General features: G+C 73.3%; 31 protein-coding genes and 1 tRNA gene. 24 read left to right on the plus strand and 8 right to left on the minus strand.

The genetic code is table 11. The features are described 5' to 3' along the window. Window positions 1–96 precede the first annotated feature (96 nt). Both ctaD and serB read left to right on the plus strand, forming a co-directional pair. On the plus strand, window positions 97–1,848 hold the full coding sequence (gene ctaD / locus AB3388_RS06480) for an aa3-type cytochrome oxidase subunit I (protein ID WP_495409941.1): 1,752 nt from the start codon (window positions 97–99) through the stop codon (window positions 1,846–1,848). 195 nt (window positions 1,849–2,043) lie between these two features. After that, complete coding sequence (gene serB, locus AB3388_RS06485; RefSeq protein ID WP_495409942.1) at window positions 2,044–3,306, plus strand: phosphoserine phosphatase SerB; 1,263 nt, start codon at window positions 2,044–2,046, stop codon at window positions 3,304–3,306. Here serB and AB3388_RS06490 read toward each other — a convergent pair. Together AB3388_RS06490 and AB3388_RS06495 are read right to left on the minus strand one after the other, a co-directional pair. Then, window positions 3,303–3,869 (minus strand): nicotinamidase, encoded by a 567-nt coding sequence (locus tag AB3388_RS06490; protein ID WP_495409943.1) that lies wholly within the window; start codon window positions 3,867–3,869, stop codon window positions 3,303–3,305. The two genes, serB and AB3388_RS06490, sit on opposite strands and share 4 nt — an antisense overlap. Beyond that, complete coding sequence (locus AB3388_RS06495) at window positions 3,866–5,167, minus strand: nicotinate phosphoribosyltransferase (protein ID WP_495409944.1); 1,302 nt, start codon at window positions 5,165–5,167, stop codon at window positions 3,866–3,868. The genes AB3388_RS06490 and AB3388_RS06495 overlap by 4 nt, the downstream gene beginning before the upstream one ends. 69 nt (window positions 5,168–5,236) lie before the next feature. Here AB3388_RS06495 and clpS point away from each other — a divergent pair, with 69 nt between their 5' ends. After that, the gene (clpS, locus tag AB3388_RS06500; RefSeq protein ID WP_495409945.1) at window positions 5,237–5,533 is read left to right on the plus strand and encodes an ATP-dependent Clp protease adapter ClpS; all 297 of its coding nucleotides are present in this window, start codon (window positions 5,237–5,239) and stop codon (window positions 5,531–5,533) included. Further along, a complete protein-coding gene (locus AB3388_RS06505) occupies window positions 5,530–6,027 on the plus strand; it encodes a DUF2017 family protein (protein ID WP_495409946.1) in 498 nt (165 codons plus the stop codon). Before clpS ends, AB3388_RS06505 begins: the two co-directional genes overlap by 4 nt. Here the strand turns inward: AB3388_RS06505 and AB3388_RS06510 are convergent. Beyond that, complete coding sequence (locus AB3388_RS06510; RefSeq protein ID WP_495409947.1) at window positions 5,966–6,310, minus strand: hypothetical protein; 345 nt, start codon at window positions 6,308–6,310, stop codon at window positions 5,966–5,968. The two genes, AB3388_RS06505 and AB3388_RS06510, sit on opposite strands and share 62 nt — an antisense overlap. A 124-nt stretch (window positions 6,311–6,434) precedes the next feature. On the opposite strand from AB3388_RS06510, the gene AB3388_RS06515 reads away from it, so the two are divergent. The 12 genes from AB3388_RS06515 (at window position 6,435) to AB3388_RS06570 (ending at window position 15,319) form a co-directional block, all read left to right on the plus strand. Then, the gene (locus AB3388_RS06515; protein ID WP_495409948.1) at window positions 6,435–6,965 is read left to right on the plus strand and encodes a DUF7282 domain-containing protein; all 531 of its coding nucleotides are present in this window, start codon (window positions 6,435–6,437) and stop codon (window positions 6,963–6,965) included. Window positions 6,966–7,030: 65 nt separating this feature from the next. Next, window positions 7,031–7,504 carry a M67 family metallopeptidase gene (locus AB3388_RS06520; protein ID WP_495409949.1) on the plus strand — a complete coding sequence of 158 codons (474 nt, stop codon included), beginning with the start codon at window positions 7,031–7,033 and terminating at the stop codon, window positions 7,502–7,504. Window positions 7,505–7,628: 124 nt separating this feature from the next. Further along, window positions 7,629–7,907 carry a MoaD/ThiS family protein gene (locus AB3388_RS06525; protein WP_448624840.1) on the plus strand — a complete coding sequence of 93 codons (279 nt, stop codon included), beginning with the start codon at window positions 7,629–7,631 and terminating at the stop codon, window positions 7,905–7,907. Window positions 7,908–7,953: 46 nt separating this feature from the next. Continuing rightward, window positions 7,954–8,904 carry a PLP-dependent cysteine synthase family protein gene (locus tag AB3388_RS06530; RefSeq protein ID WP_495409950.1) on the plus strand — a complete coding sequence of 317 codons (951 nt, stop codon included), beginning with the start codon at window positions 7,954–7,956 and terminating at the stop codon, window positions 8,902–8,904. 99 nt (window positions 8,905–9,003) lie between these two features. Next, a complete protein-coding gene (locus AB3388_RS06535; protein ID WP_495409951.1) occupies window positions 9,004–9,237 on the plus strand; it encodes a hypothetical protein in 234 nt (77 codons plus the stop codon). Between the two features lie 125 nt (window positions 9,238–9,362). After that, a complete protein-coding gene (gene murI, locus AB3388_RS06540; protein ID WP_495409952.1) occupies window positions 9,363–10,205 on the plus strand; it encodes a glutamate racemase in 843 nt (280 codons plus the stop codon). Further along, window positions 10,202–10,945, plus strand: a complete 744-nt coding sequence (locus tag AB3388_RS06545) for an MBL fold metallo-hydrolase (protein WP_495409953.1) — start codon at window positions 10,202–10,204, stop codon at window positions 10,943–10,945. Before murI ends, AB3388_RS06545 begins: the two co-directional genes overlap by 4 nt. A gap of 9 nt (window positions 10,946–10,954) precedes the next feature. Then, window positions 10,955–11,911, plus strand: a complete 957-nt coding sequence (locus AB3388_RS06550; protein ID WP_495409954.1) for a DNA polymerase domain-containing protein — start codon at window positions 10,955–10,957, stop codon at window positions 11,909–11,911. Window positions 11,912–12,069: 158 nt separating this feature from the next. Then, window positions 12,070–12,552 carry a DUF4262 domain-containing protein gene (locus AB3388_RS06555; protein WP_495409955.1) on the plus strand — a complete coding sequence of 161 codons (483 nt, stop codon included), beginning with the start codon at window positions 12,070–12,072 and terminating at the stop codon, window positions 12,550–12,552. A 170-nt stretch (window positions 12,553–12,722) separates the two neighbouring features. Further along, a complete protein-coding gene (locus AB3388_RS06560; protein WP_495409956.1) occupies window positions 12,723–13,202 on the plus strand; it encodes a DUF4188 domain-containing protein in 480 nt (159 codons plus the stop codon). Continuing rightward, on the plus strand, window positions 13,199–14,446 hold the full coding sequence (locus AB3388_RS06565) for a low temperature requirement protein A (protein ID WP_495409957.1): 1,248 nt from the start codon (window positions 13,199–13,201) through the stop codon (window positions 14,444–14,446). The genes AB3388_RS06560 and AB3388_RS06565 overlap by 4 nt, the downstream gene beginning before the upstream one ends. Before the next feature lie 39 nt (window positions 14,447–14,485). Continuing rightward, a complete protein-coding gene (locus AB3388_RS06570) occupies window positions 14,486–15,319 on the plus strand; it encodes a mycofactocin-coupled SDR family oxidoreductase (RefSeq protein ID WP_495409958.1) in 834 nt (277 codons plus the stop codon). 1 nt (window position 15,320) lies between these two features. On the opposite strand, the gene gnd is transcribed toward AB3388_RS06570, so the two are convergent. From gnd to AB3388_RS06585, 3 genes are all read right to left on the minus strand, one after another. Beyond that, a complete protein-coding gene (gene gnd / locus AB3388_RS06575; RefSeq protein WP_495409959.1) occupies window positions 15,321–16,754 on the minus strand; it encodes an NADP-dependent phosphogluconate dehydrogenase in 1,434 nt (477 codons plus the stop codon). Between the two features lie 66 nt (window positions 16,755–16,820). After that, entirely contained in the window at window positions 16,821–17,321 is a 501-nt protein-coding gene (gene bcp, locus AB3388_RS06580) for a thioredoxin-dependent thiol peroxidase (RefSeq protein WP_495409960.1), read from the minus strand. Between the two features lie 46 nt (window positions 17,322–17,367). After that, window positions 17,368–17,772: a YjbQ family protein gene (locus AB3388_RS06585; protein ID WP_495409961.1), complete on the minus strand. Its 405-nt coding sequence runs from the start codon at window positions 17,770–17,772 to the stop codon at window positions 17,368–17,370. A 77-nt stretch (window positions 17,773–17,849) separates the two neighbouring features. Between AB3388_RS06585 and AB3388_RS06590 the strand changes: the two genes are divergently transcribed. Genes AB3388_RS06590 through rdgB form a run of 3 tightly spaced genes read left to right on the plus strand, consistent with a single transcriptional unit; the run spans window position 17,850 to window position 19,982 of the window. Then, on the plus strand, window positions 17,850–18,629 hold the full coding sequence (locus AB3388_RS06590; protein WP_495409962.1) for a methyltransferase domain-containing protein: 780 nt from the start codon (window positions 17,850–17,852) through the stop codon (window positions 18,627–18,629). Between the two features lie 28 nt (window positions 18,630–18,657). Next, the gene (rph, locus tag AB3388_RS06595; RefSeq protein WP_495409963.1) at window positions 18,658–19,380 is read left to right on the plus strand and encodes a ribonuclease PH; all 723 of its coding nucleotides are present in this window, start codon (window positions 18,658–18,660) and stop codon (window positions 19,378–19,380) included. Then, window positions 19,377–19,982, plus strand: a complete 606-nt coding sequence (gene rdgB / locus AB3388_RS06600; protein ID WP_495409964.1) for an RdgB/HAM1 family non-canonical purine NTP pyrophosphatase — start codon at window positions 19,377–19,379, stop codon at window positions 19,980–19,982. The genes rph and rdgB overlap by 4 nt, the downstream gene beginning before the upstream one ends. Before the next feature lie 20 nt (window positions 19,983–20,002). Here rdgB and AB3388_RS06605 read toward each other — a convergent pair whose 3' ends face one another. Then, complete coding sequence (locus tag AB3388_RS06605) at window positions 20,003–20,404, minus strand: tautomerase (protein ID WP_495409965.1); 402 nt, start codon at window positions 20,402–20,404, stop codon at window positions 20,003–20,005. A gap of 324 nt (window positions 20,405–20,728) precedes the next feature. Between AB3388_RS06605 and AB3388_RS06610 the strand changes: the two genes are divergently transcribed. The 3 genes from AB3388_RS06610 to AB3388_RS06620 all read left to right on the plus strand — a co-directional run bounded on the left by AB3388_RS06610 (window position 20,729) and on the right by AB3388_RS06620 (window position 23,460). Then, on the plus strand, window positions 20,729–21,820 hold the full coding sequence (locus AB3388_RS06610; protein ID WP_495409966.1) for an HPP family protein: 1,092 nt from the start codon (window positions 20,729–20,731) through the stop codon (window positions 21,818–21,820). Window positions 21,821–21,838: 18 nt separating this feature from the next. Continuing rightward, complete coding sequence (locus tag AB3388_RS06615; protein WP_495409967.1) at window positions 21,839–22,624, plus strand: GAF and ANTAR domain-containing protein; 786 nt, start codon at window positions 21,839–21,841, stop codon at window positions 22,622–22,624. A gap of 104 nt (window positions 22,625–22,728) precedes the next feature. Beyond that, on the plus strand, window positions 22,729–23,460 hold the full coding sequence (locus tag AB3388_RS06620) for an ANTAR domain-containing protein (RefSeq protein ID WP_495409968.1): 732 nt from the start codon (window positions 22,729–22,731) through the stop codon (window positions 23,458–23,460). A 344-nt stretch (window positions 23,461–23,804) separates the two neighbouring features. Here AB3388_RS06620 and AB3388_RS06625 read toward each other — a convergent pair. Then, window positions 23,805–23,885, minus strand: a tRNA-Leu gene (locus AB3388_RS06625). A gap of 88 nt (window positions 23,886–23,973) precedes the next feature. Here AB3388_RS06625 and AB3388_RS06630 point away from each other — a divergent pair. Next, window positions 23,974–24,201: a DUF3618 domain-containing protein gene (locus tag AB3388_RS06630; protein WP_495409969.1), complete on the plus strand. Its 228-nt coding sequence runs from the start codon at window positions 23,974–23,976 to the stop codon at window positions 24,199–24,201. 16 nt (window positions 24,202–24,217) lie between these two features. Then, entirely contained in the window at window positions 24,218–24,706 is a 489-nt protein-coding gene (locus AB3388_RS06635; RefSeq protein WP_495409970.1) for a DUF427 domain-containing protein, read from the plus strand. The last annotated feature ends 1 nt before the right edge of the window (window position 24,707 follow it).

Genomic DNA, 24,707 nt, shown 5'->3' on the forward strand with positions numbered 1-24,707 from the left:
GTGCCCGCCGCCGGGTCGTAACGACCCGGTCGCGATCATCGGCGCGCCTCCAGGGACCCGACGGGCGAGCTGTCAGCCACCGTCTAAGCTCCGGCTGTGACGATCGCACCTGCGCCCATCGTGAGCCGGCCCAGCCCGGTTCATGTGGCCCAGAAGGGGTCGCGGCTCTCGAACCTGCTGCGGACCACGGACCACAAGCTCATCGGCCTGATGTACCTGACGACCGCGTTCACCTGGTTCCTGGTGGGCGGGTTGATGGCGATGCTCATGCGCGGTGAGCTGGCCCGGCCGGGTCTGCAGTTCCTCTCACCCGAGCAGTACAACCAGCTGTTCACGATGCACGGCACGATCATGCTGCTGTTCTTCGCGACGCCGCTGTTCTTCGCCTTCGCGAACCTGGTGATGCCGCTGCAGATCGGGGCGCCCGACGTGGCGTTCCCGCGGCTGAACGCCTTCTCGTACTGGCTGTTCCTGTTCGGCAGCATGCTCGCCGTCTCCGGCTTCCTGACCCCGGGAGGTGCGGCCGACTTCGGGTGGACGGCCTACACACCACTCTCGGACGTCGTGAACAGCCCCGGGGCCGGCGCCAATCTCTGGATCGCCGGCCTCGCCGTGAGTGGCCTGGGCACGATCCTCGGTGGCGTCAACTTCGTCGCCACGATCGTCTGCCTGCGCGCCCCTGGCATGACGATGTTCCGGCTGCCGATCTTCACCTGGAACACCCTGGTCACCAGCATCCTGATCCTGCTGGCGTTCCCGATCCTCACCGCCGCCCTGTTCGGGCTGCTGGCCGACCGCAACCTCGGCGCCCTCATCTACTCGGATGAGAACGGCGGCCCGATGCTGTGGCAGCACCTGTTCTGGTACTTCGGCCACCCCGAGGTCTACATCATCGCGCTGCCGTTCTTCGGGATCATCACCGAGATCATCCCGGTGTTCAGCCGCAAGCCGCTGTTCGGCTACAAGGGCATGGTCTTCGCCACCCTGGCGATCGGCTTCCTGTCGCTGGCCGTGTGGGCGCACCACATGTTCGCCACCGGCGCGGTGCTGCTGCCCTTCTTCAGCTTCCTGACCTACCTGATCGCCGTCCCGACCGGGATCAAGTTCTTCAACTGGATCGGCAGCATGTGGAAGGGGCAACTGACCTTCGAGACGCCGATGCTGTGGTCGCTCGGCTTCCTGGTCACCTTCCTCCTGGGCGGGCTGACCGGCGTCCTGCTCGCCTCCCCGCCGCTGGACTGGCACATCTCCGACACCTACTTCGTCGTGGCGCACTTCCACTACGTGGTGTTCGGGACCGTCGTGTTCGCCGCCTACGCCGGCATCTACTTCTGGTTCCCGAAGATGTGCGGCCGGATGATGGACGAGCGGCTCGGCAAGATCCACTTCTGGCTCACGTTCGTCGGGTTCCACGGCACGTTCCTCATCCAGCACTGGCTGGGCAACGAGGGCATGCCGCGGCGCTACGCCGACTACCTGGCCAGCGACGGGTTCACCACGCTGAACACGATCTCGACGATCTTCAGCTTCGTGCTCGGCGCCTCGGTGATCCCGTTCCTCTACAACGTGGTGCGGTCCTGGAAGTACGGGCAGCTGGCGCTGCGCGACGACCCCTGGGGCCACGGCAACTCGCTGGAGTGGGCGACGTCGTCCCCGCCGCCGCGGCACAACTTCCTGGAGATCCCGAGGATCCGCTCGGAGCGGCCGGCGTTCGAGGCGCACTACCCGCACCTCATCGAGCGGCTGCACGCCGAGGCGCACTCCGGCAAGCGGCACGAGCCGTACGCCTCGGAGCTGGGCCTCACGGAGGGCCGGCGGCAGGGGCCGAACGACCCCGACCCCAGCTAGTTCCACAGCACCGCGACGCCCCGTCGGCCAGTCGGCCGGCGGGGCGTTCGCGTTGGTGGCCGACCCTCGCGGTGTGGTCGCCGCCCTCGCGGCACACCGCGCGGGTCGCGGCGACGCGGCGTGGGTGACCGCCCGTGAGGGGACGGCGCCGAGCCGGTGCCCGGGCCGGCGCAGCGCGTGGGGCACCATGACGACGTGTCGCTCCACCCCGCCTCGCAGGTCCCGGCCGTCGTCACGGGCGAGGGCCCCCGCGCCCTGCTGACCGTGACCGGGGTCGACCGCCCCGGCGTCACCGCCCGCCTGTTCGGCGCGCTGGCGGGGCCGGCAGACGGGACGCCGCCGCTGGTGGTCGTCGACGTCGAGCAGGTCGTCGTCCACGGTCAGCTCGTGCTCGGCGTGGTCGTCGGCGCGCTGCCGGTGGACGGCGCCGGCCAGGAGAGCGAGGACGCGCTGCTGGCCCGGCTGGTCCGGCTGGCCGGTGAGGTGTCGGCGGCCACCGGCGTGCAGGTGCGCGTCGAGCCGGCGTCCGACCCGGAGCCCGAGCGGCCCGGCCGCCCGCACCACGTGATCGTCCTCGGCCGGCCGGTGCCCCCCGGCGCGGTCGCCGGCGCGGCCCGGGCGATCGCCGCGCTGGGCGGCAACATCGACGCGATCCGGCGGCTGTCGGACTACCCGGTCACCAGCTTCGAGCTCACCGTCTCCGGCGCGGACTCCACCGCCCTGCGCACCGAGCTGGCGCACATCGCCGCCGCCACCGGCGCCGACATCGCCGTCGAGCAGGCCGGGCTGGCCCGGCGCAGCAAGCGGCTCATCGTGCTCGACGTCGACTCGACGTTGGTCCGCGGCGAGGTCATCGACGAGCTGGCCGCCCGCGCCGGGCGGGCCGCCGAGGTCGCCCGGATCACCGCCGCGGCCATGAACGGTGAGCTGGACTTCGCCGAGTCGCTGCGCAAGCGGGTCGGGGCGCTGGCCGGCCTCCCGGTCGAGGTGCTCGACGAGGTCCGGGCGGCGCTGGTGCTCACCCCGGGCGCGCGCACGCTGATCCGCACGCTCAAACGGCTGGGCTTCCGCTGCGGCATCGTCAGCGGCGGCTTCACCCAGATCACCGACCCGCTCGCCGAGGAGCTGGGCCTGGACTTCGCCGCGGCCAACACCCTCGAGGTCGCCGACGGGCGGCTGACCGGTGGGCTCGTCGGCGAGATCGTCGACCGCCCCGGCAAGGCCAAGGCGCTGGCGCGGTTCGCCGAGGAGCACGGCATCCCGCTCGAGCAGACCGTCGCGGTCGGGGACGGCGCCAACGACCTGGACATGCTCAACGCCGCCGGCCTGGGCATCGCGTTCAACGCCAAGCCCGTCGTCCGCGAGCAGGCGCACGCCGCGCTCAACCAGCCCTACCTCGACGCCGTCCTGCAGGTGCTCGGCTTCACCCGCGACGAGGTCCTCGACGCGGCACCCTAGGGGCGGTGGACCTGACCTTCGAGTTCCACCCCGGCGGTGCGCAGCTGCTCCAGCGCGGCGTCGGTGGAGGCCTCGGCAACGCCGGCGGTGAGCGGCAGCAGCACCCGGGTGGCGAACCCGGAGCCCACGGCGTCGAGGGCGGTGGCGCGCACGCAGTGGTCGGTGGCGATGCCGACGACGTCGACGGCGTCCACGCCGTGCTGCCTCAGCCAGTCGGCGAGGGGGACACCGTCCGCCCGGCCCTCGAACCCGGAGTAGGCCGCCGCGTACTCGCCCTTGTCGAACACCGCCTCGATCGGCCCGCGGTCGAGGTTCTCGTGCAGCTCGACCCCACCGGTGCCGACGACGCAGTGCGCGGGCCAGGTCTCCAGGAAGTCGGGGTGCTCGGCGAAGTGTCCGCCCGGGTCGACGTGGTGGTCACGGGTGGCGACCACGTGGTCATAGCCGGAGGAGCGCACGTGCTCGGTGATCGCGCTCGCCACCGCGGTGCCGCCGGCCACGGCGAGGCTGCCGCCCTCGCAGAAGTCGTTCTGGACGTCGACGACGATCAGTGCCCGAGTCATGCGGTCATGATCTCCACCGCGCACTCGCCGCGGGAGAGGGCCCAGGCCTCGGGCGGCAGCGCGGCGCGCACCCGCTCGTGGTGCGCCCGCGCCTCGGCCAGCGCCTCGGCCGGGGTGGCTGAGCTGAGCACCGTGCCGCCCTTCACCAGCGGGACGACGAGGTCGCGGTCGCCGTCCTGCGGCTCGATCCGCCCGCTGCTGATCACCTCGGCCGTCGCCGTCCCCGTGGCGTCGTGCCGGCGGACGGCGGACTTCCGCCCGCCCACCGAGTTCTTGCCCTCGGACCTCTTGGCGACCGGCACGCCCTCGCGCTCGACCAGCTTGTAGACCATGCCCATCGTGGGCGAGCCCGAGCCGGTGACCAGCGAGGTGCCCACGCCGTAGCCGTCGACCGGGGAGGCCATCAGCCCGGCGATCGCGTACTCGTCGAGGTCGCTGGTCACGATGATCCGGGTCTGCGTGGCGCCGAGGGAGTCGAGCAGCTCGCGGGCGTGCGCGGCGACCGTGGGCAGGTCCCCGGAGTCCAGCCGGATGCCGCCGAGCTCCGGGCCGGCCACCTCCACCGCCGTCCGGATGCCCTGGTCGACGTCGTAGGTGTCGACCAGCAGCGTCGTCCTCGTGCCGAGGGTGGCCACCTGCGCGCGGAAGGCCGCCGCCTCGTCGTCGTGCAGCAGGGTGAAGGCGTGCGCGCTGGTGCCGGTCGTGGGGACGCCGTAGCGCCGGCCGGCCTCCAGGTTCGAGGAGGAGGCGAACCCGACCAGGTACGCCGCCCGGGCCGCGGCGACGGCGGCCTCCTCGTGGGTGCGCCGGGAGCCCATCTCGATGCACGGCCGCTCGCAGGCCGCCGCCACCATGCGGGCCGCGGCGGACGCGATCGCGCTGTCGTGGTTGAGCACCGAGAGGGCGAGGGTCTCCAGCAGCACGCCCTGCGCGAACGGGGCACGGACGCTCAGCACGGGGGAGTTGGGGAAGTAGAGCTCGCCCTCGGCGTAGCCCTCGACGTCGCCGGTGAAGGTGAAGTCGGCCAGCCAGTCCAGCAGCCGGGAGTCGGTGATGCCCTGCTCGCGCAGCGCGGCGAGCTCGTCGTCCCCGAACCGGAAGCGGGGGAGCGCCTCGAGCAGCCGCCCGGTGCCGGCGAGCACGCCGTAGCGGCGGCCGTGCGGCAGCCGGCGGGCGAACACCTCGAAGACGCAGTCGCGGTCGGCGGTGCCGTCGGCCAGCGCGGCGGCCACCATGGTCAGCTCGTACCGGTCGGTGAGCAGCGCGGGGTGCGTCGGCGGCGCCTCGGTGAACGGCATGGTCCCGGAGCGTAGGCGGGGTACGCCGCGTCGGCGTCCGGGGGACGGCGGGCGTCCTAGAGTGGGGTCGTGGCCGGACCGCTCGCGCCTGCTCGCACCCCGGACGTCACGGTCGACGAGGAGACCGAACTCGACCGCCCGTGGGTCACCGTCGTGTGGAACGACCCGGTCAACCTCATGACCTACGTGACCTACGTCCTCCAGGAGCTGTTCGGCTACGACGAGGCGACGGCGACGAAGCTGATGCTGCAGGTGCACCACGAGGGCAGGGCGATCGTCAGCTCGGGCCCGAAGGAGCGGATGGAGCACGACACCAGCCGGCTGCACGCCTACGGGCTGTGGGCCAGCTACCAGCGGGACTCATGAAACCGTTCAAGCGCAAGGGCGAGGACGTCGTCGCCCGGTTCGATCCCGCGGAGGCGGGCATCCTCGGGCTGCTGCTCGACCAGCTCGAGCAGCTGCTGGCCGCCGATGCCGAGGACGTCGGCGACGATCCGGTGCTGGCCCGGCTGCTGCCCGACGGGCACCGCGGCGACCCGCGGCTGGCCGCCGACTACCGGGAGCTGACCGAGTCGGCGCTGCGCAGCGGCAAGGCCGACGACCTGGCCACCGTCCGCGCGACCCTGCCGCCGGACGGCGGCGACGTCCGGCTCGACCCCGACCAGGCCGGCGCCTGGCTGCGCAGCACCAACGACCTGCGCCTGGCGCTGGGCACCCGGCTGGAGATCACCGAGGACACCGAGCCGCCCGAGGACCTCACCGGCGACGAGGGCCAGCAGCTGGCGGTCTACTACTGGCTCACCGCGCTGCAGGGTTCGCTGGTCGACGCACTCGCCGCCGGTCGCGCCGGCCGAAGGTGAGCAGGATGAGCAGGCCGAACAGCAGGTCGAGGCCGAAGAACGTGTAGACCAGGCTCGGCAGCTCCAGGTCGCGGACCATTGCGCCGATCGCCGAGAGCAGCGTGATGCCCGAGAGGGCGAGCACCAGCAGCAGGACGAGCACCCGCAGCGCGACCAGCGTCACGAACGAGGCGCGGTCCTCGGCACGCAGCCCGCGCCGCCGGCTCACGCCGCGCACCCCGAGCGCCATCGCGGGCAGGGGCAGCACCACCACGCCGGCGATCAGGAGCGACTCGATCAACACGAGACCGCACCGTATCCGGCCGTCCCCGGCTGAACCGAACCCCCGGTCCCGCGCGTACCCCCTGGTGACCGCCTGTGTGCGCGGGCGGCCGCCCTGCCTGCAGTCTCTCGCCGGAGGAGCCACCATGGCCGTGCCCCGAACCCGATCCTTCCTGCTGGGCGTCACGATCCTCGTCACGGCGGCCGGCGCGCTCGCCGCCTGCGGGGGCGGCGACGACGAGAGCACGTCCGCGGCCACCTCCAGCGCCGCGGACACCGGTTCGTCGTCCGCCTCGTCGTCGGCGTCGGCGAGCGCCTCGGGGGCCGCGGCGACCGGAACCCTGACGGCCGAGGACCAGAACAGCGACGGCACCACCGTCGTCGTCGCCTCGGTCACCCTGGAGGGCGCGCCGGACGGCGGGTGGATCGCGCTGCACGAGGACGACAACGGCAAGCCCGGCCCGGTGCACTACTTCGCCCAGATCCCCGAGGGCACGTCGACGAACGTCGAGATCACCGCCGACGAACCGATCGCCTCGGGGGCCTACTGGCCGATGCTGCACCTCGACGACGGGACGATCGGCACCTACGAGTTCGGCGAGGTCGAGGGCGCGGACCCGCCCGTCGTGGTCAACGGGGCGCCGGTCATGCAGCAGATCCAGGTCACCGTCGGATAGCGCCGTCCCGCGGCCCGGCCGGGCCGTCCGGCCGGGCCGTCGGAACGCCCACCTAGACTGGCGGCGTGCTGCGCATCGACCGCGCGACCTACGACGCCATCGTGGCCCACGCCCGGGAGGACCACCCGGACGAGGCCTGTGGCGTCGTCGCCGGCCCCGAGGGCAGCGACCGCCCGGAGCGGTTCATCCCGATGCTCAACGCGGCACGGTCGCCGACCTTCTACGAGTTCGACTCGGCCGACCTGCTGAAGCTGTACCGGGAGATGGACGACCGGGACGAGGAGCCGGTGGTCATCTACCACTCGCACACCGCCACCGAGGCCTACCCCTCCCGCACGGACATCAGTTACGCCTCCGAGCCGAACGCGCACTACGTGCTCGTCTCCACTCGTGCCCACGGGCAGCAGACCGGGCTCGTGGACGATGAGATCGAGTTCCGCAGCTTCCGCATCGTCGACGGTGAGGTCCGCGAGGAGGACGTCGAGGTCGTCGAGTCCTACCTGTTCGGCCACTCGCCGACCACCGTCGTCTACGACTGACGAGTGATCCGCCTCGCCGTCCGGAATCAGCCGGGACGGCGAGGCGTTCCCCCGATCAACCCGCCAGGATCGCCGGCGCACTCTGCGCAGCGAGCCCCCACCCTTCCGAGGAGAACCGCAACCCATGGCCATCGAGGTCCGGATTCCGACCATCCTGCGCACCCACACCGGCGGCGCGAAGACCGTGGAGGGCAGCGGCAGCACCCTCGCCGCGCTCGTCGACGACCTCGACAGCAAGCACCCGGGTCTGAAGAACCGCCTCGTGACCGAGGAGGGCAAGCTGCACCGGTTCGTCAACGTCTACGTCAACGACGAGGACGTCCGCTTCACCGGCGCGCTGGACACCGAGGTCAAGGACGGCGACTCGGTGACGATCCTCCCGGCGGTCGCGGGCGGCTGCTGAGGGGTTCGCCCCTCGCCCCCGTCCCCCTCCCGGAAAGACCCCCTTCATGGCCCGCTTCGCCTCACTCGTCGACTCCCTCGGTGGCACGCCCCTCGTGGGGCTGCCCAACCTGTCGCCGACCCCGGACGTCCGGCTGTGGGCCAAGCTCGAGGACCACAACCCCACCGGTTCGATCAAGGACCGCGCGGCGATCTCGATGATCGAGAGCGCCGAGAAGGAGGGGAAGCTCAAGCCGGGCGACACGATCCTGGAGCCGACCAGCGGCAACACGGGGATCTCGCTGGCGATGGTGGCCCGGCAGCGCGGCTACAAGCTGATCTGCGTCATGCCGGAGAACACCTCGATCGAGCGCCGGCAGCTGCTGGAGATGTACGGCGCGCAGATCATCTCCTCGCCGGCGGCCGGCGGCTCCAACCAGGCCGTCGCCGTCGCCAAGGGGCTGGCCGCCGAGCACGACGACTGGGTGATGCTCTACCAGTACGGCAACCCGGCCAACGCCCAGGCGCACTACGACGGGACGGCGCCGGAGATCCTGGCCGACCTGCCGTCGATCACGCACTTCGTCGCCGGGCTCGGCACCACCGGCACGCTCATGGGCTGCTCGCGCTACTTCCGCGAGCACAAGCCCGAGGTGCAGGTCATCGCCGCCGAGCCGCGCTACGGCGAGCTGGTCTACGGGCTGCGCAACATCGACGAGGGGTTCATCCCCGAGCTCTACGACCCCGACCTGCTGGACTCCCGCTTCTCGGTGGGTCCGGAGGACGCCATCCACCGCACCCGGCAGCTGGTGGAGCGGGAGGGCATCTTCGCCGGCATCTCCACCGGCGCGATCCTGCACGCGGCGCTCGGCATCGCCGACAAGGAGGTCGCGGCGGGCCGGCGGGCCGACATCTGCTTCGTGGTGGCCGACGGCGGCTGGAAGTACCTGTCCACCGGCGCCTACGCGGGCACGCTCGAGGAGGCGACCGCGCAGCTCGAAGGCCAGCTCTGGGCGTGAGTGGCGCCCACCCGTCGGGTGCGCTGCACTAGTCGGTGCGCGGGTGCCGCGGCATCGGCGCATCTCTCCGCAGTCGCCTGAGACGAGGAGGCAACGCAGATGACATCCACGGGCGAGGCCGGCGGCGTCACCGGCACCAAGGACAAGGACTACAACCTTGTCTGGTTCACCGAGCAGTGCCTGAGCAACGCACTGCGGCTGGAGACCTACATCCAGGACGCCGAGCGCGACGGGGACAACGAGGTCGTGGATCTGTTCCGCAAGGCCCAGGCCGACAGCCGCAAGGGCGCCGAGCAGGGCAAGGCCCTGCTGCGTAGCAGGCTGTCGGGCTGACCCGCCGCCGTTGCACCACGAGGGCCCTCTCCCAGGACGGGAGGGGGCCCTTCACGCGTCCGGGTCTGCCAGGGCTGCCGACCGTGCCGCACCCGGCGACGCCGACGGCTAGCCTCACCTGCGACATGAGGACGACGCAGGCAGCCGGCCCCCGCCCCGACAGCACCGCCCCCATCGGCATCTTCGACTCGGGGGTCGGTGGGCTCACCGTCGCCCGGGCGGTCCTCGACCAGCTCCCGCACGAGGCGGTCCGCTACATCGGCGACACCGCGCACGGCCCGTACGGCCCGCTGCCGATCGCCGAGGTGCGGCGGCACTCGCTCGCGGTGATGGACGACCTGGTGGCCGGCGGCGTGAAGATGCTCGTCGTCGCGTGCAACTCCGCCAGCGCCGCCTCGCTGCGCGACGCCCGTGAGCGCTACGACGTCCCCGTGGTGGAGGTCGTGCTGCCCGCCGTCCGCCGGGCGACCGCGGCCACCCGCAACGGCCGGGTCGGCGTGATCGGCACCCAGGCCACGGTCACCAGCGGCGCCTACGAGGACGCCTTCGCCGCCGCCCCGCAGATCCAGGTCACCAGCGCGGCCTGCCCGAGCTTCGTCGACTTCGTCGAGCGCGGGGTCACCAGCGGCCGCCAGCTGCTCGGCCTGGCGCAGTCCTACCTCGACCCGCTGCTCGTGGCCGGCGTCGACACCGTCGTCCTCGGCTGCACGCACTACCCGATGCTCACCGGCGTGATCTCGCTGGTCATGGGCGAGGACGTCACGCTGGTCTCCAGCGCCGAGGAGACCGCCAAGGACGTCTACCGGGTGCTCACCCGCGCCGACCTGCTCCGCGACGAGGACGCCCCGCCGCCCGAGCACGTCTTCCTGGCCACGGGCGACCCGGAACCGTTCGCCCGGCTGGGCCGCCGCTTCCTCGGCCCGGAGGTCGGCGCGGTCCTGCACGCCTCCTCGGTGGGCGCCGCGTGAGGCTCACCGTCGTCGGCTGTTCCGGCAGCGCACCCGGCCCCCAGTCGCCGGCGTCCTGCTACCTGGTCGACCACGACGGCTTCCGGCTGGTGCTGGACCTGGGCAACGGCGCGTTCGGCACGCTGCAGGCGGTGGTCGACCCGGCGGCCGTCGACTCCGTCTTCCTCTCCCACCTGCACGCCGACCACTGCCTCGACGTCGCCCCGTTCGTCGTCTGGCACCGGTACTCGGGCCGGTCGGGCCGGCGGCTGGTGCCGCTCTACGCGCCGGTGGGCGCCGAGCGCCGGCTGGCTCTGGCCTACGACCTCGACGGCGACGGTCTGAGCGACGTGTTCGACTTCGTGCCGGTGGGCCCCGGCACGCTCGAGATCGGCCCGTTCCAGGTGGCGCTGGCCCGCACCGCCCATCCGGTGGAGTGCTACGCGATCCGGCTCACCGCCGGCGGGCGCTCGCTGGTCTACACCGGGGACACCGGGCCGAGCCCCGAGGTGATCGACCTGGCGCGCGGTGCGGACATCTTCCTCGCCGAAGCGGCGCATCCCGACGGCGATCGCGTCCAGCCCTCCGGTCTGCACCTGACCGGCCGGCAGGCCGGCGAGCACGCCGCGGCCGCGGGCGTCGGCCGGCTGCTGGTCACGCACGTGCCGGCCTGGGTGGACGCGGAGGCGCAGCTGTCGCACGCTCGGTCGGTCTTCGCGGCGGCCGAGCTGGTGGCGCCGGGTGCCTCGTACGACGTCTGAGGAGGTGCGGTGAGCGACGAGGAGCGGGACGGCGTCGCGCTGAGCAGCCTCGACGCGCCGCTCGGCGACGGCCTCGAGGTGACCAAGGGGGACCTGGTCGACTACGTGGACGCCTTCGCCGACCGCCTGCTGCCGCAGCTGGCGGGGCGGCCGCTGTCGGTGAAGCGGGTGCGCCCGGGGCAGGCGCCGTTCATGCAGCGCAACGTGTCCAAGGGCGCGCCGGACTGGGTGCGCACCGTCGCGGTGTGGTCGTTCGGGGCGAACCGCGAGGTGCACCAGGTGCTCTGCGACGACCGGCGGACGCTGCTGTGGCTGGCCAACCAGCGGGCGGTGGAGTACCACGTGCCGTTCTTCCGGGCGGGCGCGGAGACCGAGCCCACCGGCCTGGTGATCGACCTCGATCCGCCGGAGGGCGCCGACTTCGGTGTGGTGGTGCGGGCCGCCGGGCTGGTCCGGCAGGCGCTGGACGACAGCGGGCTCGCCGGCGCGGTCAAGACCAGCGGCTCCAAGGGCGTGCACATCGTGGTGCCGGTGCGTGGGGCCGGCCCCGAGGACGTCGCCGCGGCCACCCGGGCGCTGGCCGCGCGGGCCGCCGCGCACGACCCGGAGCTCGCGACGACGGCGTACATCAAGGAGGACCGGCACGGCCGCGTCTTCCTCGACTCCACCCGCTCGGGCTCGTCGACGATCGTGGCCGCCTACAGCCCGCGGATCCGCCAAGGCCTGCCGGTGTCGACGCCGGTCGCCTGGGACGCGCTCGCCGACGTCCGCCCGGGGGACGTCACCGTGACGACGGCGGCCGGCCGGCTCGGGGACGCCGACCCGTGGGCGGCGACCCTCCCGGAGCCGCAGGAGCTGCCGGCCGGCCTGGTCGCGGAGGGGCACACCATCCCGGTCGCCCGCGTGGCGGCCATGCACGAGGGCAAGCGCCGGAAGCGGGCGGCGCAACATGATCAGCTGAGCTGATCCGAGCGTTTCCTGGCTCACCGTGCACCGTGAGCCAGGACGTCCTGCCGTGAGCCAGGACGGCGGCGAGCCGGGGGCCGTCCACAGGGGCGGGCGTCGTCCACAGAACCGGATCGGCTCCGGTCCGGTTGTCGGTGCCCGCGCGCACCCTTCCGCGCATGACGACCGATCCGCAGCTCACCGCCTGGCTCGACCAGGAGGACGCGCACACCGCCCGGCTGATCCGGGAGCACCGCTTCACCGTGACCTACGTCCGGGGCGAGGGCCCGGACGAGCCGGCCTTCGGCTACACGACCGGCCTGTTCGGCCTCGGCCACCCGGAGCTCGTGATCGTGGGGCTGAGCCAGGAGCCGACGCACCACCACCTCGACCGGACGGCGCGGTTGGTCGTCGGCGGCCGCGACCTGGTGGCTGGCGAGCGGCTGACCTGGCCGGACTGGGAGGGCAGCCTGGTCGTGGAGGTGCTGCCGAACCCCGGCGGCATCCTCTTCGGCGCCAACCGCTTCTACCACCGCCCCGAGGAGTTCTCGGTGCCCGCCTACCAGCTCGCCTGGCCGCACCGCGACGGTTCGTTCCCGTGGGACGACGGCTACCCGTGCGGGCCGGACTGCCAGCCGCGACCGGGCACGTGGCGGGCCTGACCGGGGCGGGGGTCGTGTCCGAGCGCGACAGCGGACTGACCGTGTGCCTCCGGCGCGCCGCGGGGCGGCCGGGCCGGTCGTCCGGGGATGAGCGCCTCTGGAGGCCGGCGGCGCACTCCTCGCACGATGACCGGCGTCCGCCCGGGGCGCGCGGACGAGAGGAGAGCTCCATGGCCCGCATCCACCGCGGTCGGTACGCCGCCGAGATCGACGGAGACTTCGTCGTGTTCCTCATCGGCGCGCGGCTGAACAGGCCGTGGCTGGCGGTGCAGAGCTTCCTGGACCTCGGCGGCCGGCGGCGCGGGATGCAGGCGATGCTGAACTACCTGACCGCGCACCCCGAGAAGGGGCTGCTCGGCTACCGCATGGGCTTCGCCACGATCGTCCAGTACTGGCGCAGCTTCGAGCACCTCGAGGCCTTCGCCCGGGACGACGAGCTGCTGCACCGGGAGGCCTGGCTGAGCTGGTTCCGGCGGGATCCGAACGGGCGCACCGGCATCTGGCACGAGACCTTCCTCGTGCGGGCCGGCGAGTACGAGGCCATCTACAGCGACCTGCCCGAGGCGGGGCTGGCGGCCGCGGGCCGGGCAGTGCCCCTGAAGAGCAACAGCTCGGCTCGGCTCCGGCTGCGGGCCGCCGCCCGACCGTGACGGCCGAGGCGGCGCCGCACGGGTCCGCCGGTTCCGGGCGCCGGGGCCACATCTGGATCCGGCCGACGAGCGAGAGCTCGGGCGTCACGACGCTGGAGCTCTTCTTCGACCTGGTCTTCGTCTTCGCGATCACCCAGGTGACCGCGTTCATGGCCGACGACCTCGGCTGGCGCGGCGCGCTGCGCGGGCTCGTGCTGCTCGCGCTGCTGTGGTGGGCCTGGTGCAGCTACGCCTGGCTGGGCAACCAGGCGCGGGCCGACGAGGGCGTGGTGCGCGCGGCCGTGATCCTCGCGATGGCCGCGCTGTTCCTGGTCGCGCTGGCCATCCCGGAGGCGTGGGGCGACGAGGGCGGGGGCATCAGCGCCCCGGTGCTGCTGGCGGCTTGCCTGGCGGTGGTCCGGCTCGGGCACCTCGCGGTCTACGTGATCGCCGCGGAGGGGGACGCCGCCCTGCGGCGGACGGTGCTGCGCACCGCGGTGCCGGTGGCGGCCGCCGCCGTCCTGCTGGTGGTCGGGGCGGTGCTGGGCGGCGCGGCGCAGACCGCGCTGTGGGCGCTGGCGCTGCTCGTGGACTACTCGGGCGTCTACCTGCTCGGCGGCGGCTGGCGGCTGCCCGCGCCCGGGCACTTCGCCGAGCGCTACGGCCTGATCGTGCTCATCGCGCTGGGGGAGTCGCTCATCGCGGTCGGCGTCGGCGCGAGCGACCTGCCGGTCACCGTGCCCACGGTCGTCGCCGGGCTGCTCGGGCTGACCGTCAGCGTCGCGCTGTGGTGGCTGTACTTCGATGTCGTGGCGCCGGTCGCCGAGCGGGTGCTGCGCGGCAAGCAGGGCGCCGAGCGGGTCCGGCTGGCCCGCGATTCCTACACCTACCTGCACTTCCCGATGGTCGCCGGGATCATCTACCTGGCCCTGGGCCTGAAGAAGGTCGCCGAGTACGTCTCCGACACCGGCCACCACACGCTGGCCGACCCGCTGACGGGTACCCCGCTGTGGGCGCTCTACGCCGGCGTGGCCGTCTACCTGCTGGCGCACCTGGCCTTCCGCGAGCGCAACATCGGGTCGATCAACCGGCCGCGCGCGGTGACCGTCGTCGTCCTGCTGCTGGCACCGCTGGCGGTGCGCACGCTGCCGGCGCTGGCCCAGCTGGGCGTCCTGGCCGCCGTCCTGGTCGCGCTCATCTGCTTCGAGGTCGTGCGCTACGCCGAGGCCCGCGCGGCCGTCCGGGCCGAGCACGGGCACGACTGATGGCGATGAGTCCGGGCCCCCCGAGTTGTCGGTGCTGACATGGGTCGCTTCGACGGGAAGATCGCGTTCATCACCGGTGCCGCCCGCGGGCAGGGCCGCAGCCACGCCGTCCGGCTGGCGAGCGAGGGCGCGGACGTCCTCGCCGTCGACCTGTGCGCCGGCATTCCCACCGTCGCCTACGAGCTGGCCACCCCCGCCGACCTCGCCGAGACCGCCCGGCTGGTGGAGGCGCAGGACCGGCGGGTGGTCACCGCGCAGGTCGACGTCCGCGACGCCGAGGCGCTGGGGAAGGTCGTGCGGGACGGCGTCGCCGAGCTCGGCGGGCTCGACGTCGTCCTGGCCAACGCCGGGATCGGGCTGATGGACCGCGCCGCCGACCCCCGGCAGGCCTTCCGCGACCAGCTCGAGGTCAACCTCGTCGGTGTCTGGAACACCGTGCAGGCGGCCGCGCCGTTGCTGATCGAGCAGGGGCGCGGCGGCGCGATCGTGCTGACCAGTTCGGTGTTCGGGTTGACCGGCCGGGGCGGCAGCGGGCGCGGCGGCGACGACGGGTACGTGGCGAGCAAGCACGGCGTCGTCGGGCTGATGCGCACCTTCGCGACCTGGCTCGCGCCGCATGGCGTCCGGGTCAACTCCGTCCACCCGACCGGCGTCGCCACCCCGATGGTGCTCAACCCCGCCGTCGAGGAGCTCTTCGGCGGCGGCTTCGACCACGAGCCGCCGAAGCCGGCCGACGACGTCACCAACCTGCTCGACGTGATGCTCGTCGAGCCCGAGGACATCAGCGCCGCCGTCGCCTTCCTCGCCTCCTACGAGGCGCGCTACATCACCGGCGTCGCCCTGCCGGTCGACGCCGGGATGCTGGTGCGGTAGGTCAGGCCGGCTCCTCCCGGCGGTCGGCGCCCCAGAAGGTGTGGAAGGTGCCCTCCCGGTCGACCCGGCGGTAGGTGTGCGCGCCGAAGAAGTCGCGCTGCCCCTGGATGAGCGCGGCGGGCAGCCGTTCCGCGCGCAGCCCGTCGTAGTAGGCCAGCGCGCTGGCGAAGCCGGGGGCCGGGATGCCGTAGCGGGCGGCGTCTACGACCACCTGCCGCCAGCCGTCCTGGCCGGCGGCGACCGCGTCGCGGAAGTAGTCGTGCACCAGCAGGGTGGGCAGGTCCGGGTCGTCGGCGAACGCCTGGCGGATCCGGTCGAGGAACCGGGCCCGGATGATGCACCCGCCGCGCCAGATCGTGGCCAGCGCGCCGCGGTCGATGTCCCAGCCGTTCTCCTTCGCGCCGGCGGCGATCTGGTCGAAGCCCTGCGCGTAGGCGACGACCTTGGAGGCGTACAGCGCCTGGCGGACCGCCTCGATGTAGCCGTCGCGGTCCTCGACCGGCTCCGGCTCGGCCGCCGGGCCGGGCAGCACCTTCTGCGCCGGGCCCCGCTGCTCGGCGTGGCCGGACAGCGCCCGGGCGAACACCGCCTCGGCGATCCCGCTCACCGGCACCCCGAGGTCGAGCGCCGACTGCACGGTCCACCGGCCGGTGCCCTTCTGCTCGGCCTGGTCGAGGACGACGTCGACGAACGGCTGCCCGGTCGCGGCGTCCTCGTGGCGGAGCACCTCGGCGGTGATCTCGATCAGGTAGGAGTCCAGGTCGCCCTCGTTCCACCCCGCGAAGACGTCGCCGATCTCCCGCGGCGAGAGCCCGAGCCGGCGCCGGAGCAGGTCGTAGGCCTCGGCGATCAGCTGCATGTCGGCGTACTCGATGCCGTTGTGCACCATCTTCACGAAGTGGCCGGCGCCGTCGGTGCTCACGTGCGTGCAGCACGGTGTGCCGTCGACGACCGCGGCGATGCTCTCCAGCATCGGCCCGACGATCGCGTAGGACTCGTCCGAGCCGCCGGGCATGATGCTCGGGCCGTTGAGCGCGCCCTCCTCGCCGCCGCTGACGCCCGTGCCGACGAAGTGCAGCCCGCGCTCGGCCAGGGCCTTCGTCCGCCGGATCGTGTCAGTGAACAGTGCGTTGCCGCCGTCGATCACGATGTCGCCCTCGTCGAGCAGCGGCACCAGCTCGTCGATCACCGCGTCGGTCGCCGGGCCGGCCTGCACCATGATCAGGATGCTGCGGGGCCGCTGCAGCGCGGCCACGAACTCCTCGGTCGTGGTGGTCGGCACGAAGTCGCCCTCGCCGCCGTGCGCGGCCATCAGCGCGTCCGTCCGCGCCTGCGTGCGGTTGTGCAGGACGACCTGGTGGCCGTGGCGGGCGAGGTTGCGGGCCAGGTTCGCACCCATGACGGCGAGGCCGGTGACGCCGATCTGAGAGGTCATGCCGGGCATCGTGCCGGACACCCCCGGCCGGGGGACACCCCGGTCCCGGGGCCGTCGGGGGAGAGGTCAGGCCAGGCCGAGGTCGCGGCGCAGCTTGGCGACGTGCCCGGTGGCCTTGACGTTGTACGCGGCCCGCTCGATGCGGCCCTCGGCGTCGACGACGAACGTCGAGCGGATCACGCCGATGACCTCCTTGCCGTACATCTTCTTCGGGCCATAGGCGCCGTAGGCCCGCAGCACCGCCTTGTCGTGGTCGGAGACCAGCGTGATGCCCAGGTTCTCCTTCTCGCGGAAGCGCATCAGCTTCTCCGGCGGGTCCGGCGAGATGCCGATGATGTCCAGCCCGGCCTCGGCGAGCTCACCGGCCGCGGCGGTGAAGTCGACGGCCTGGGTGGTGCAGCCCGGGGTCAGCGCGGCCGGGTAGCAGTAGACGATCACGCGGCGGCCGCGGTGCGAGGACAGCGAGACGGCGTTGCCGTCGGCGTCGGGCAGCGTGAAGTCCGGCGCCGGGTCGCCGGGGGAGAGGCGCGCCGGTGCCTCCTGGACGCCGCTGTCGGTCTCGGTCATGTCCGGCATCCTGCCCTGTCCAGGCGACGGCGGGACACGGGGGAGCTCACCCCGCCAGGAACGAGAAGCGGACGTGCCGGGTGTGGTTGTCCGTGTTGGTGTCGACCAGGCAGATCCGCTGCCAGGTGCCCAGCATCAGCCGCCCCTCGAGGACCGGCACGCTCGCGTACGGCGGCACGAACGCGGGGACGACGTGGTCGCGGCCGTGGCCGGGCGCCCCGTGCCGGTGCCGCCAGCGGTCGTCGCGGGGCAGCAGCTCGTCGAGCTGGGCGAGCAGGTCGTCGTCGCTGCCCGACCCGGTCTCGATGACGGCCAGCCCGGCGGTCGCGTGCGGGACGAAGACGTGCAGCAGCCCGTCGGCCTCCGCGGAGACGAACTCGGCGCACTCATCGGTCAGGTCGACCACGCAGGGGACGCCGCCGGTGCGCACGGCACGCACTTCCGATCGCATGGCGCGATCCTGCCGGGTCCGCACGGGCGACGCTCCGGCGGCCGCCGGGCCCAGGGTCTGCGTGCCAGAGTGGCGCGGTGCTCGTGTACGACGAGGAGGGTTCCCGCCGCCTCGAGGAGGTCTACACGACCGAGGACGTCGTGGGGCAGCGCCGCGGCCTCCTGGAGCGGCTCGCGCTGCAGCCGGGGGAGCGGGTCCTCGACGTGGGCGTCGGGCCCGGCCTGCTGGCCGCGGAGGCCGCCCGCGCGGTCGGCCCGGGCGGCCGCGTCTGCGGCATCGACGTCAGCCCCAGCATGCTGGCCCTCGCGCAGCGGCGGGCGAGCGTGGCCGGTGGCGCGACGCTGGAGCTGCGCGAGGGCGAGGCCACCGCGATCCCGTACCCCGACGCCGCCTTCGACGTCGCCGTGTCCACCCAGGTCCTGGAGTACGTCACCGACGTCCCCGCCGCCCTCGCCGAGCTGCACCGGGTCGTACGCCCCGGCGGGCGGGTGCTGCTGCTCGACACCGACTGGGACTCGATCGTCTGGCGCTCCGGGGACGACGCCCGGACCCGGCGGGTGCTGACGACGTGGGACCAGCACCTCGCCGACCCGCACCTGCCGCGCCGGCTCTCCGGCTGCCTGCGCGAGGCCGGCTTCGAGGTGCGGGGTGTGCACGTGCTGACGCTGCTCAACGTCGGCTACGAGCCGCGGTCCTACAGCGCCGGGATCCTCGGCGTGATCACCGCCTTCGTGGCCGGCCGGGACGGCCTGACCGAGGCCGACGCGCAGGCGTGGGCCGCGGACCTGCGCGCCCAGGGACCGGACTGGTTCTTCAGCCTCGACCGCTACGTCTTCCTGGCCGCGCGGACGGGGTGACCGGCCGGCCGAACTAGGCTGGCCACCCGTGACCCGCCCCGACGGCCGCGCGGCCGACCAGCTCCGCCCGGTAACGATCACCCGCAACTGGCTCGACCACGCCGAGGGCTCGGTGCTGGTGGAGTTCGGCCGCACCCGCGTGCTGTGCGCGGCCAGCGTCACCGAGGGCGTGCCCCGCTGGCGCAAGGGCTCGGGCCTGGGCTGGGTGACCGCCGAGTACGCGATGCTGCCGCGGGCCACGCACACCCGCAGCGACCGCGAGTCGGTGAAGGGCCGCATCGGCGGGCGCACCCACGAGATCAGCCGGCTGATCGGCCGCTCGCTGCGCGCGGCCATCGACCTCGGGGCGCTCGGTGAGAACAGCATCGCCATCGACTGCGACGTCCTGCAGGCCGACGGCGGCACCCGCACCGCCGCGATCACCGGCGCCTACGTGGCGCTGGCCGATGCCGTCTCGTGGCTCGGCGACCGCAAGAAGCTGGCCAAGAAGAACGCCCTCGTGACCTCGGTGGCCGCGGTCAGCGTCGGCGTCATCGACGGCGAGCCGCGCCTCGACCTCGCCTATGAGGAGGACGTGCGCGCGGGCTCGGACATGAACGTGGTCTGCACCGGGGACGGCGGCTTCGTCGAGGTGCAGGGCACCGCCGAGGCGGCCGTGTTCGACCGCCGCACGCTCGATCAGCTGCTCGACCTCGCCGTCGCGGGTTGTGCCGAGCTGACGAAGGCCCAGCAGGAAGCGCTGACCCGGTGAAGCTCCTGCTGGCCACCCGGAACAAGGGCAAGCTCGCCGAGCTGCAGCGGCTGCTGGAGTCCGCCGTCCCGGGGGTGGCGGTGGTCGGTCTGGCCGACGTCCCCGAGTACCCCGAGGTGCCGGAGACCGGCGCGACGTTCGCCGACAACGCCCTGCTCAAGGCCCGCGAGGCGGTCCGCTACACCGGGCTGCCCGCGGTCGCCGACGACTCCGGCATCGCCGTGGACGCGCTGAACGGCATGCCGGGCATCCTGTCGGCCCGGTGGTCGGGCCGGCACGGGGACGACGACGCGAACACCGCGCTGCTGCTCGGCCAGCTCGCCGACGTGCCCGACGAGCGGCGCAGCGCCGCGTTCGTGTGTGCCGCGGCGCTGGTGACCCCCGACGGCGCCGAGCACGTGCTCGAGCGGCAGTGGCGGGGCCGGGTGATCCGCGAGAAGCGCGGCACCAACGGCTTCGGCTACGACCCGGTGTTCGTGCCCGAGGGCCTCGAACTCACCTCGGCCGAGCTGCCGCCGGAGGAGAAGGACGCCCGCAGCCACCGCGGCCAGGCGTTCGCCGCGCTGGTGCCGGTCGTCGCCGAGGCGCTCGGCCCGCGCTGAGCACGGCCGGCCCGCCGGGCTCAGCCGGTTCCGCCGGGCTCCCCGGGGTGCCAATCCTGGTTGAAGCCGCCGAGGTGCGGGTGGAACATCTCGTCGCCGGAGTGCTGGGTGAACTCGACCTTGAGGTGGTGTTCGTCGAGTCCGCAGGCCCGGGCGCAGGCCTCGACGATCCGGCGCGCGAGGAGGCCGCGGGTCTCGGCCGACCGCCCGGCGCGCACGTCGCACATGACCAGTCCGGCGGGGCTCGGCTCGTCGTCCCCGCAGCGCCACACGCCACCGGGGCCGAGGTCGTGGATGGAGACGGTGATGATGTCGGTCCGGACCTGCATCACCTCGGCGTAGATCGCGCCCAGCTCGCGAGCCAGGTGCTTCTTCGCGTCCGCGTCCAGCCGGAGCGGAAGGTCGAGTTGCAACGACGGCACGCGTCCTCCTCCTTGTTCGGCGCGCCGCGTCCACCGTCGCGGCCGTGACCAGGATCCGTCGCTCTCGCGTTCGGTAGGTACATCTGCCGACAGGCGGTCATCGGTCGGCTCCCCGCGCGGACTCATGCGTGCAGTGGGTCGAGCCGGTCCGGCGTCTCCGGAGCGGCGCCGTGGCCCGGCTCCAGGGGCGGCTGCGTGGCCAGACCTGCACCGTTCCGGCCCGGGAAGGCGGGTGGCGGCCGGCTCGAGAGAGACGGCGCTTTTCACTCACCAACCGTTGCCGTCCGCGTACCGTCCCGCCGTCGACGGAAGGGGAGTGCTCAGGTGCACGCGGACCTTCGGGCCTGGCGGACGTCGCTGCGGCCGGGCCCGATCGGCTATCGCCGGGCGGAGTTCCTGCGCGGCGCGCTCGGGGCGCTGGCCGGGATCGGGCTGGCGGCGCTGACCGCGCGTGCCCTCCCGGGCGGCCCCGAGGCGCTGCCGTTCATCGTGGCGCCGATGGGGGCGACGGCGGTGCTGCTGTTCGCGGCGCCGGCGAGCCCGCTCGCCCAGCCGTGGTCGCTGCTGGTCGGCAACGTCGTCTCGACGCTGGTCGGGGTCACCGCCGGCCGGCTGTTCGACGACGTGACGACGGCGGCCGCGGTGGCGGTGGCCGTCGCGATCGCGCTGATGATGGCGCTGCGCTGCGTGCACCCGCCGGGCGGCGCGTGCGCGCTGTTCGCGGCCGTGGGCGGCGCGGCGGTCGCCGAGCAGGGGTACGCCTTCGCGGTGCTGCCGGTCGGCGTCAACACCGTCGTGCTCCTGGCCGTGGGCGCGCTGGTCAACAACCTGACCGGCCGGCCGTATCCGCACGTCCCGGAGCCCGCGCCGCGGACCGCCGGCACCGATCCCGCACCGAGCGAGCGGGTCGGTGTGCGGACCGACGACATCCGCCAGGCGATGGCCCGCCTCGACCGGGGCCTCGACGTCATGCCCGGCGACGTCCTCGCGCTGGTGCGCGAGGCCGAGGCGCACGCGCTCGACCGCCGGCTCGGGCAGTTGCAGGTGGGCACGCTCATGGCCCGCGACGTGCAGACCGTCCGCGCGGGGGAGTCGCTGTACCGGGCCCGCCTGCTGATGAACCAGCACCACGTCAAGGCGCTGCCGGTGGTCGACGAGGAACGGCGCGTGGTCGGCATCGTGACCGTCTACGACCTGTTCAACCTCGACGTCGTCGACCTCGACCCGGTGTCGAAGGTGATGAGCAGCCCCGTCACCACGGTCGCCGTCGACACCCCGGTCGCCCGGCTGGTGTCGCTGATGACCGACCTCGGGCTGCGTCACCTGCCGGTCGTGGACGACGCCGGGCGGCTTGCCGGGATCGTCACCCGGACCGAGTTGATCGCCGTCCTCAACCAGGCGCTCATCGGCACCTGACAGGTCTAGATTCGCCCAATGGAAAGCCAACCCGACCGGGGTGGCAGGTCCGAGCAGAGCCAGCGGGAGCGGGGACACGCCCCTGCCGCCGCCGGCGAGACGATCACGACCCTCGGCGAGGTCATGGGCCAGCTGGCGCGCTCGCTGCAGCGTCAGCACGGCGACGTCGCGGCCACCCTCGATGCCATCACCGTGGGCGCCGTCGGGGCCGTGCCGGGCGCCGAGGAGGCCAGCATCACCTACGTGCAGGGCCGGCGGCGGGTGGAGTCCCGTGCGGCGACGAGCGATCTCCCCGAGAGACTGGACGACGCGCAGACCCGGCTGCAGGAAGGCCCGTGCCTGAGCTCGGTGTGGGAACAGAAGACGGTGCGCATCGACGACATGGCCGTCGAGGACCGGTGGCCGCGGTTCGCCGGCGAGGCGAGCGCCCTCGGGGTCGGCAGCAGCCTGAGCCTCCAGCTCTTCGTCGACGGCGACAACCTGGGTGCGCTCAACCTCTACGCCTCCCACGCGCACGCCTTCGGCGAGGAGTCCGAGAACGTCGGACTGGTCTTCGCCGCGCACGCCGCCGTCGCGCTCTCGGGTGCCCAGCAGGAGGAGAACCTCCAGCGAGCGGTGAGCAGCCGGGACCTGATCGGGCAGGCGAAGGGCATCCTCATGGAGCGCTACCGGCTCACCGGCGACCAGGCGTTCGCGCTGCTGGTCGGGGCGTCCTCCCGCACCAACCGCCGCCTCCTCGACATCGCCGCGGAGCTCTCCGCGACCGGCGACCTCCCTGACCGGCAGCCCGAGCGCTCGGCCTGACGACGGGCCCGAACGCCCCCTCGGCGGCGTAGGCTCCGGCCCCGAGCGAGGAGAGCTCGCGTCGTCGCGTCCGACAGTGGGCGCGGCCCGCCGCGGAGTGCGACATGTCCAGCGACAGCCAACCCGACACCCACGGGGACGGCGCCGCCGCCCTGGAGAGGCTCGGCCGTCTGGCGCTGCGCGAGCAATCCATGCAATCGCTGCTGCAGGCGGTGGTCGATTCGGCCAGGACGGTGATGCCCGGCCACCCCGAGGCATCGATCTCCGTCCTCACCCCCGGGCGGGCGGCCACCGTCGCCTACACCGGTCAGCTGGCCATGGATCTCGATGAGGTGCAGTACGGCCACGGCCACGGGCCGTGCCTGCACGCGGCCGCCACCCACGAGCTGACCGAGATCGTGGACACCCGTACCGAGGACCGCTGGCCGGACTACGCGCACCATGCGGCCGAGCGCGGCAACCTCAGCTCGCTGTCGGTGCCGCTGATGATCGACGGGACCACCTCGGGGGCGCTCAACATCTACGCCCGCGAGGCCGCCGCCTTCGACGAGGAGAGCCGAGCGGCGGCCATGGGCTTCGCTCCCTATGCTGCCGTCGCCATCGGCAACATGCGGGAGTACGAGAGCGCCCGCGAGCTGGCCGGGAACCTGCAGGCCGCGCTGGACTCCCGGGCCGTCATCGACCAGGCGAAGGGAATCCTCATGGAGCGCCACAAGGTCACCGCCGACCAGGCGTTCCAGTTGCTGGCCCACGCGTCCATGACCACCAACACCAAGGTCCGCGACGTCGCCGACCACCTCGTCCGCACCGGCGAGCTGCGCGGCCAGAAGCGCTGACCGGAGACGGGCGGCCTCCGGGAGGGCAACGGGGACAAGAGCAGCCGCGGTGGTCTCCCGGGGGACCGCCGCGGCGAGGCCCCGCTGCTCGAGATGGAGGGCAGCGGGGCCGCCTCTCTCACCTCGTCGTCCCGGCGGGGCGGACGCACACGTTCGGGTGACGCGTGGCTCACGTCCGCATTCTCGGTTTGCCGTTCGGCTGCGGCGGCTGCGCCGGGACCGGCCGCGGAGCACCGAGGCCTTCCGGATCATCGGGCTCGCGTACGGCTCCGCCGTCCCCGCGGCCTGGCGGCAGCTGCGCAGCTGACGCGGGTCCGTACGTCGCGCGACCGGCGACGACCGAGTGCGGGAGGGGGGAGTCGAACCCCCACGCCCGAAGGCACCAGATCCTAAGTCTGGCGTGGCTGCCGTTACACCACTCCCGCGTGACCAGCAGTCTAGGAACTCGCCCGGACGGGTGCCGCTGAGATACGCAGACGCGCTGGACGCAATGCCGTCTGGCAGGCTGTCGCCGTGCCTCGCGACCCTCGACAGATCCAGCTGGAGATCGACGCCGCCCGTGAGTCGCTCGCGGGGACCCTGGACCAGCTGGTCTACCGGAGCAGCCCCACGCGGCTGCGGGCCAAGGGACAGGCCGCCGTCCAGAACTTCCTGCAGACCCCCGTCGGCATGGCCACCATCGGCGCGGTCGGGCTGCTGCTGACCGTCGCCGTCGTCCGGCGCATCCGAAACCACGACTGACGCCGAACAAGGGGGCGTGAAGCCCCATCCCGCCGGGCCCGGGCAGGAGTCGGTGTGGGACTACCCGCGCCCGCCCTCGGCTCTCGTGACCCCGCGGCACGTCGTCGTCGAGCTCGGCGGCCGCGTCGTCGCCGACACCACCCGTGCGGTCCGCGTCTGCGAGACCAGCCACCCGCCGGTCTACTACGTCCCGCGCGCGGACCTCGCCGCGGGCGTGCTCGAGCGCGCGGCGGGCACCTCGTGGTGCGAGTGGAAGGGCGAGGCCACCTACTGGGACGCCGTCGTCGGCGGCCGGCGGGTCCGCGCGGTCGCGTGGTCCTACGAGCAGCCGACCGCCGGCTACGAGCACCTGCTCGGCGCCGTCGCCTTCTACCCAGGCCGGGTCGATCGCGCGCTGGTCGACGGCGAGGTGGTGCGACCGCAGCCGGGGGACTTCTACGGCGGGTGGATCACCGACGAGGTGGTCGGCCCGTTCAAGGGCGGGCCGACCACGCTCGGGTGGTGAC

It is taken from the genome of Geodermatophilus sp. SMS 5-13 (genome assembly GCF_059428245.1).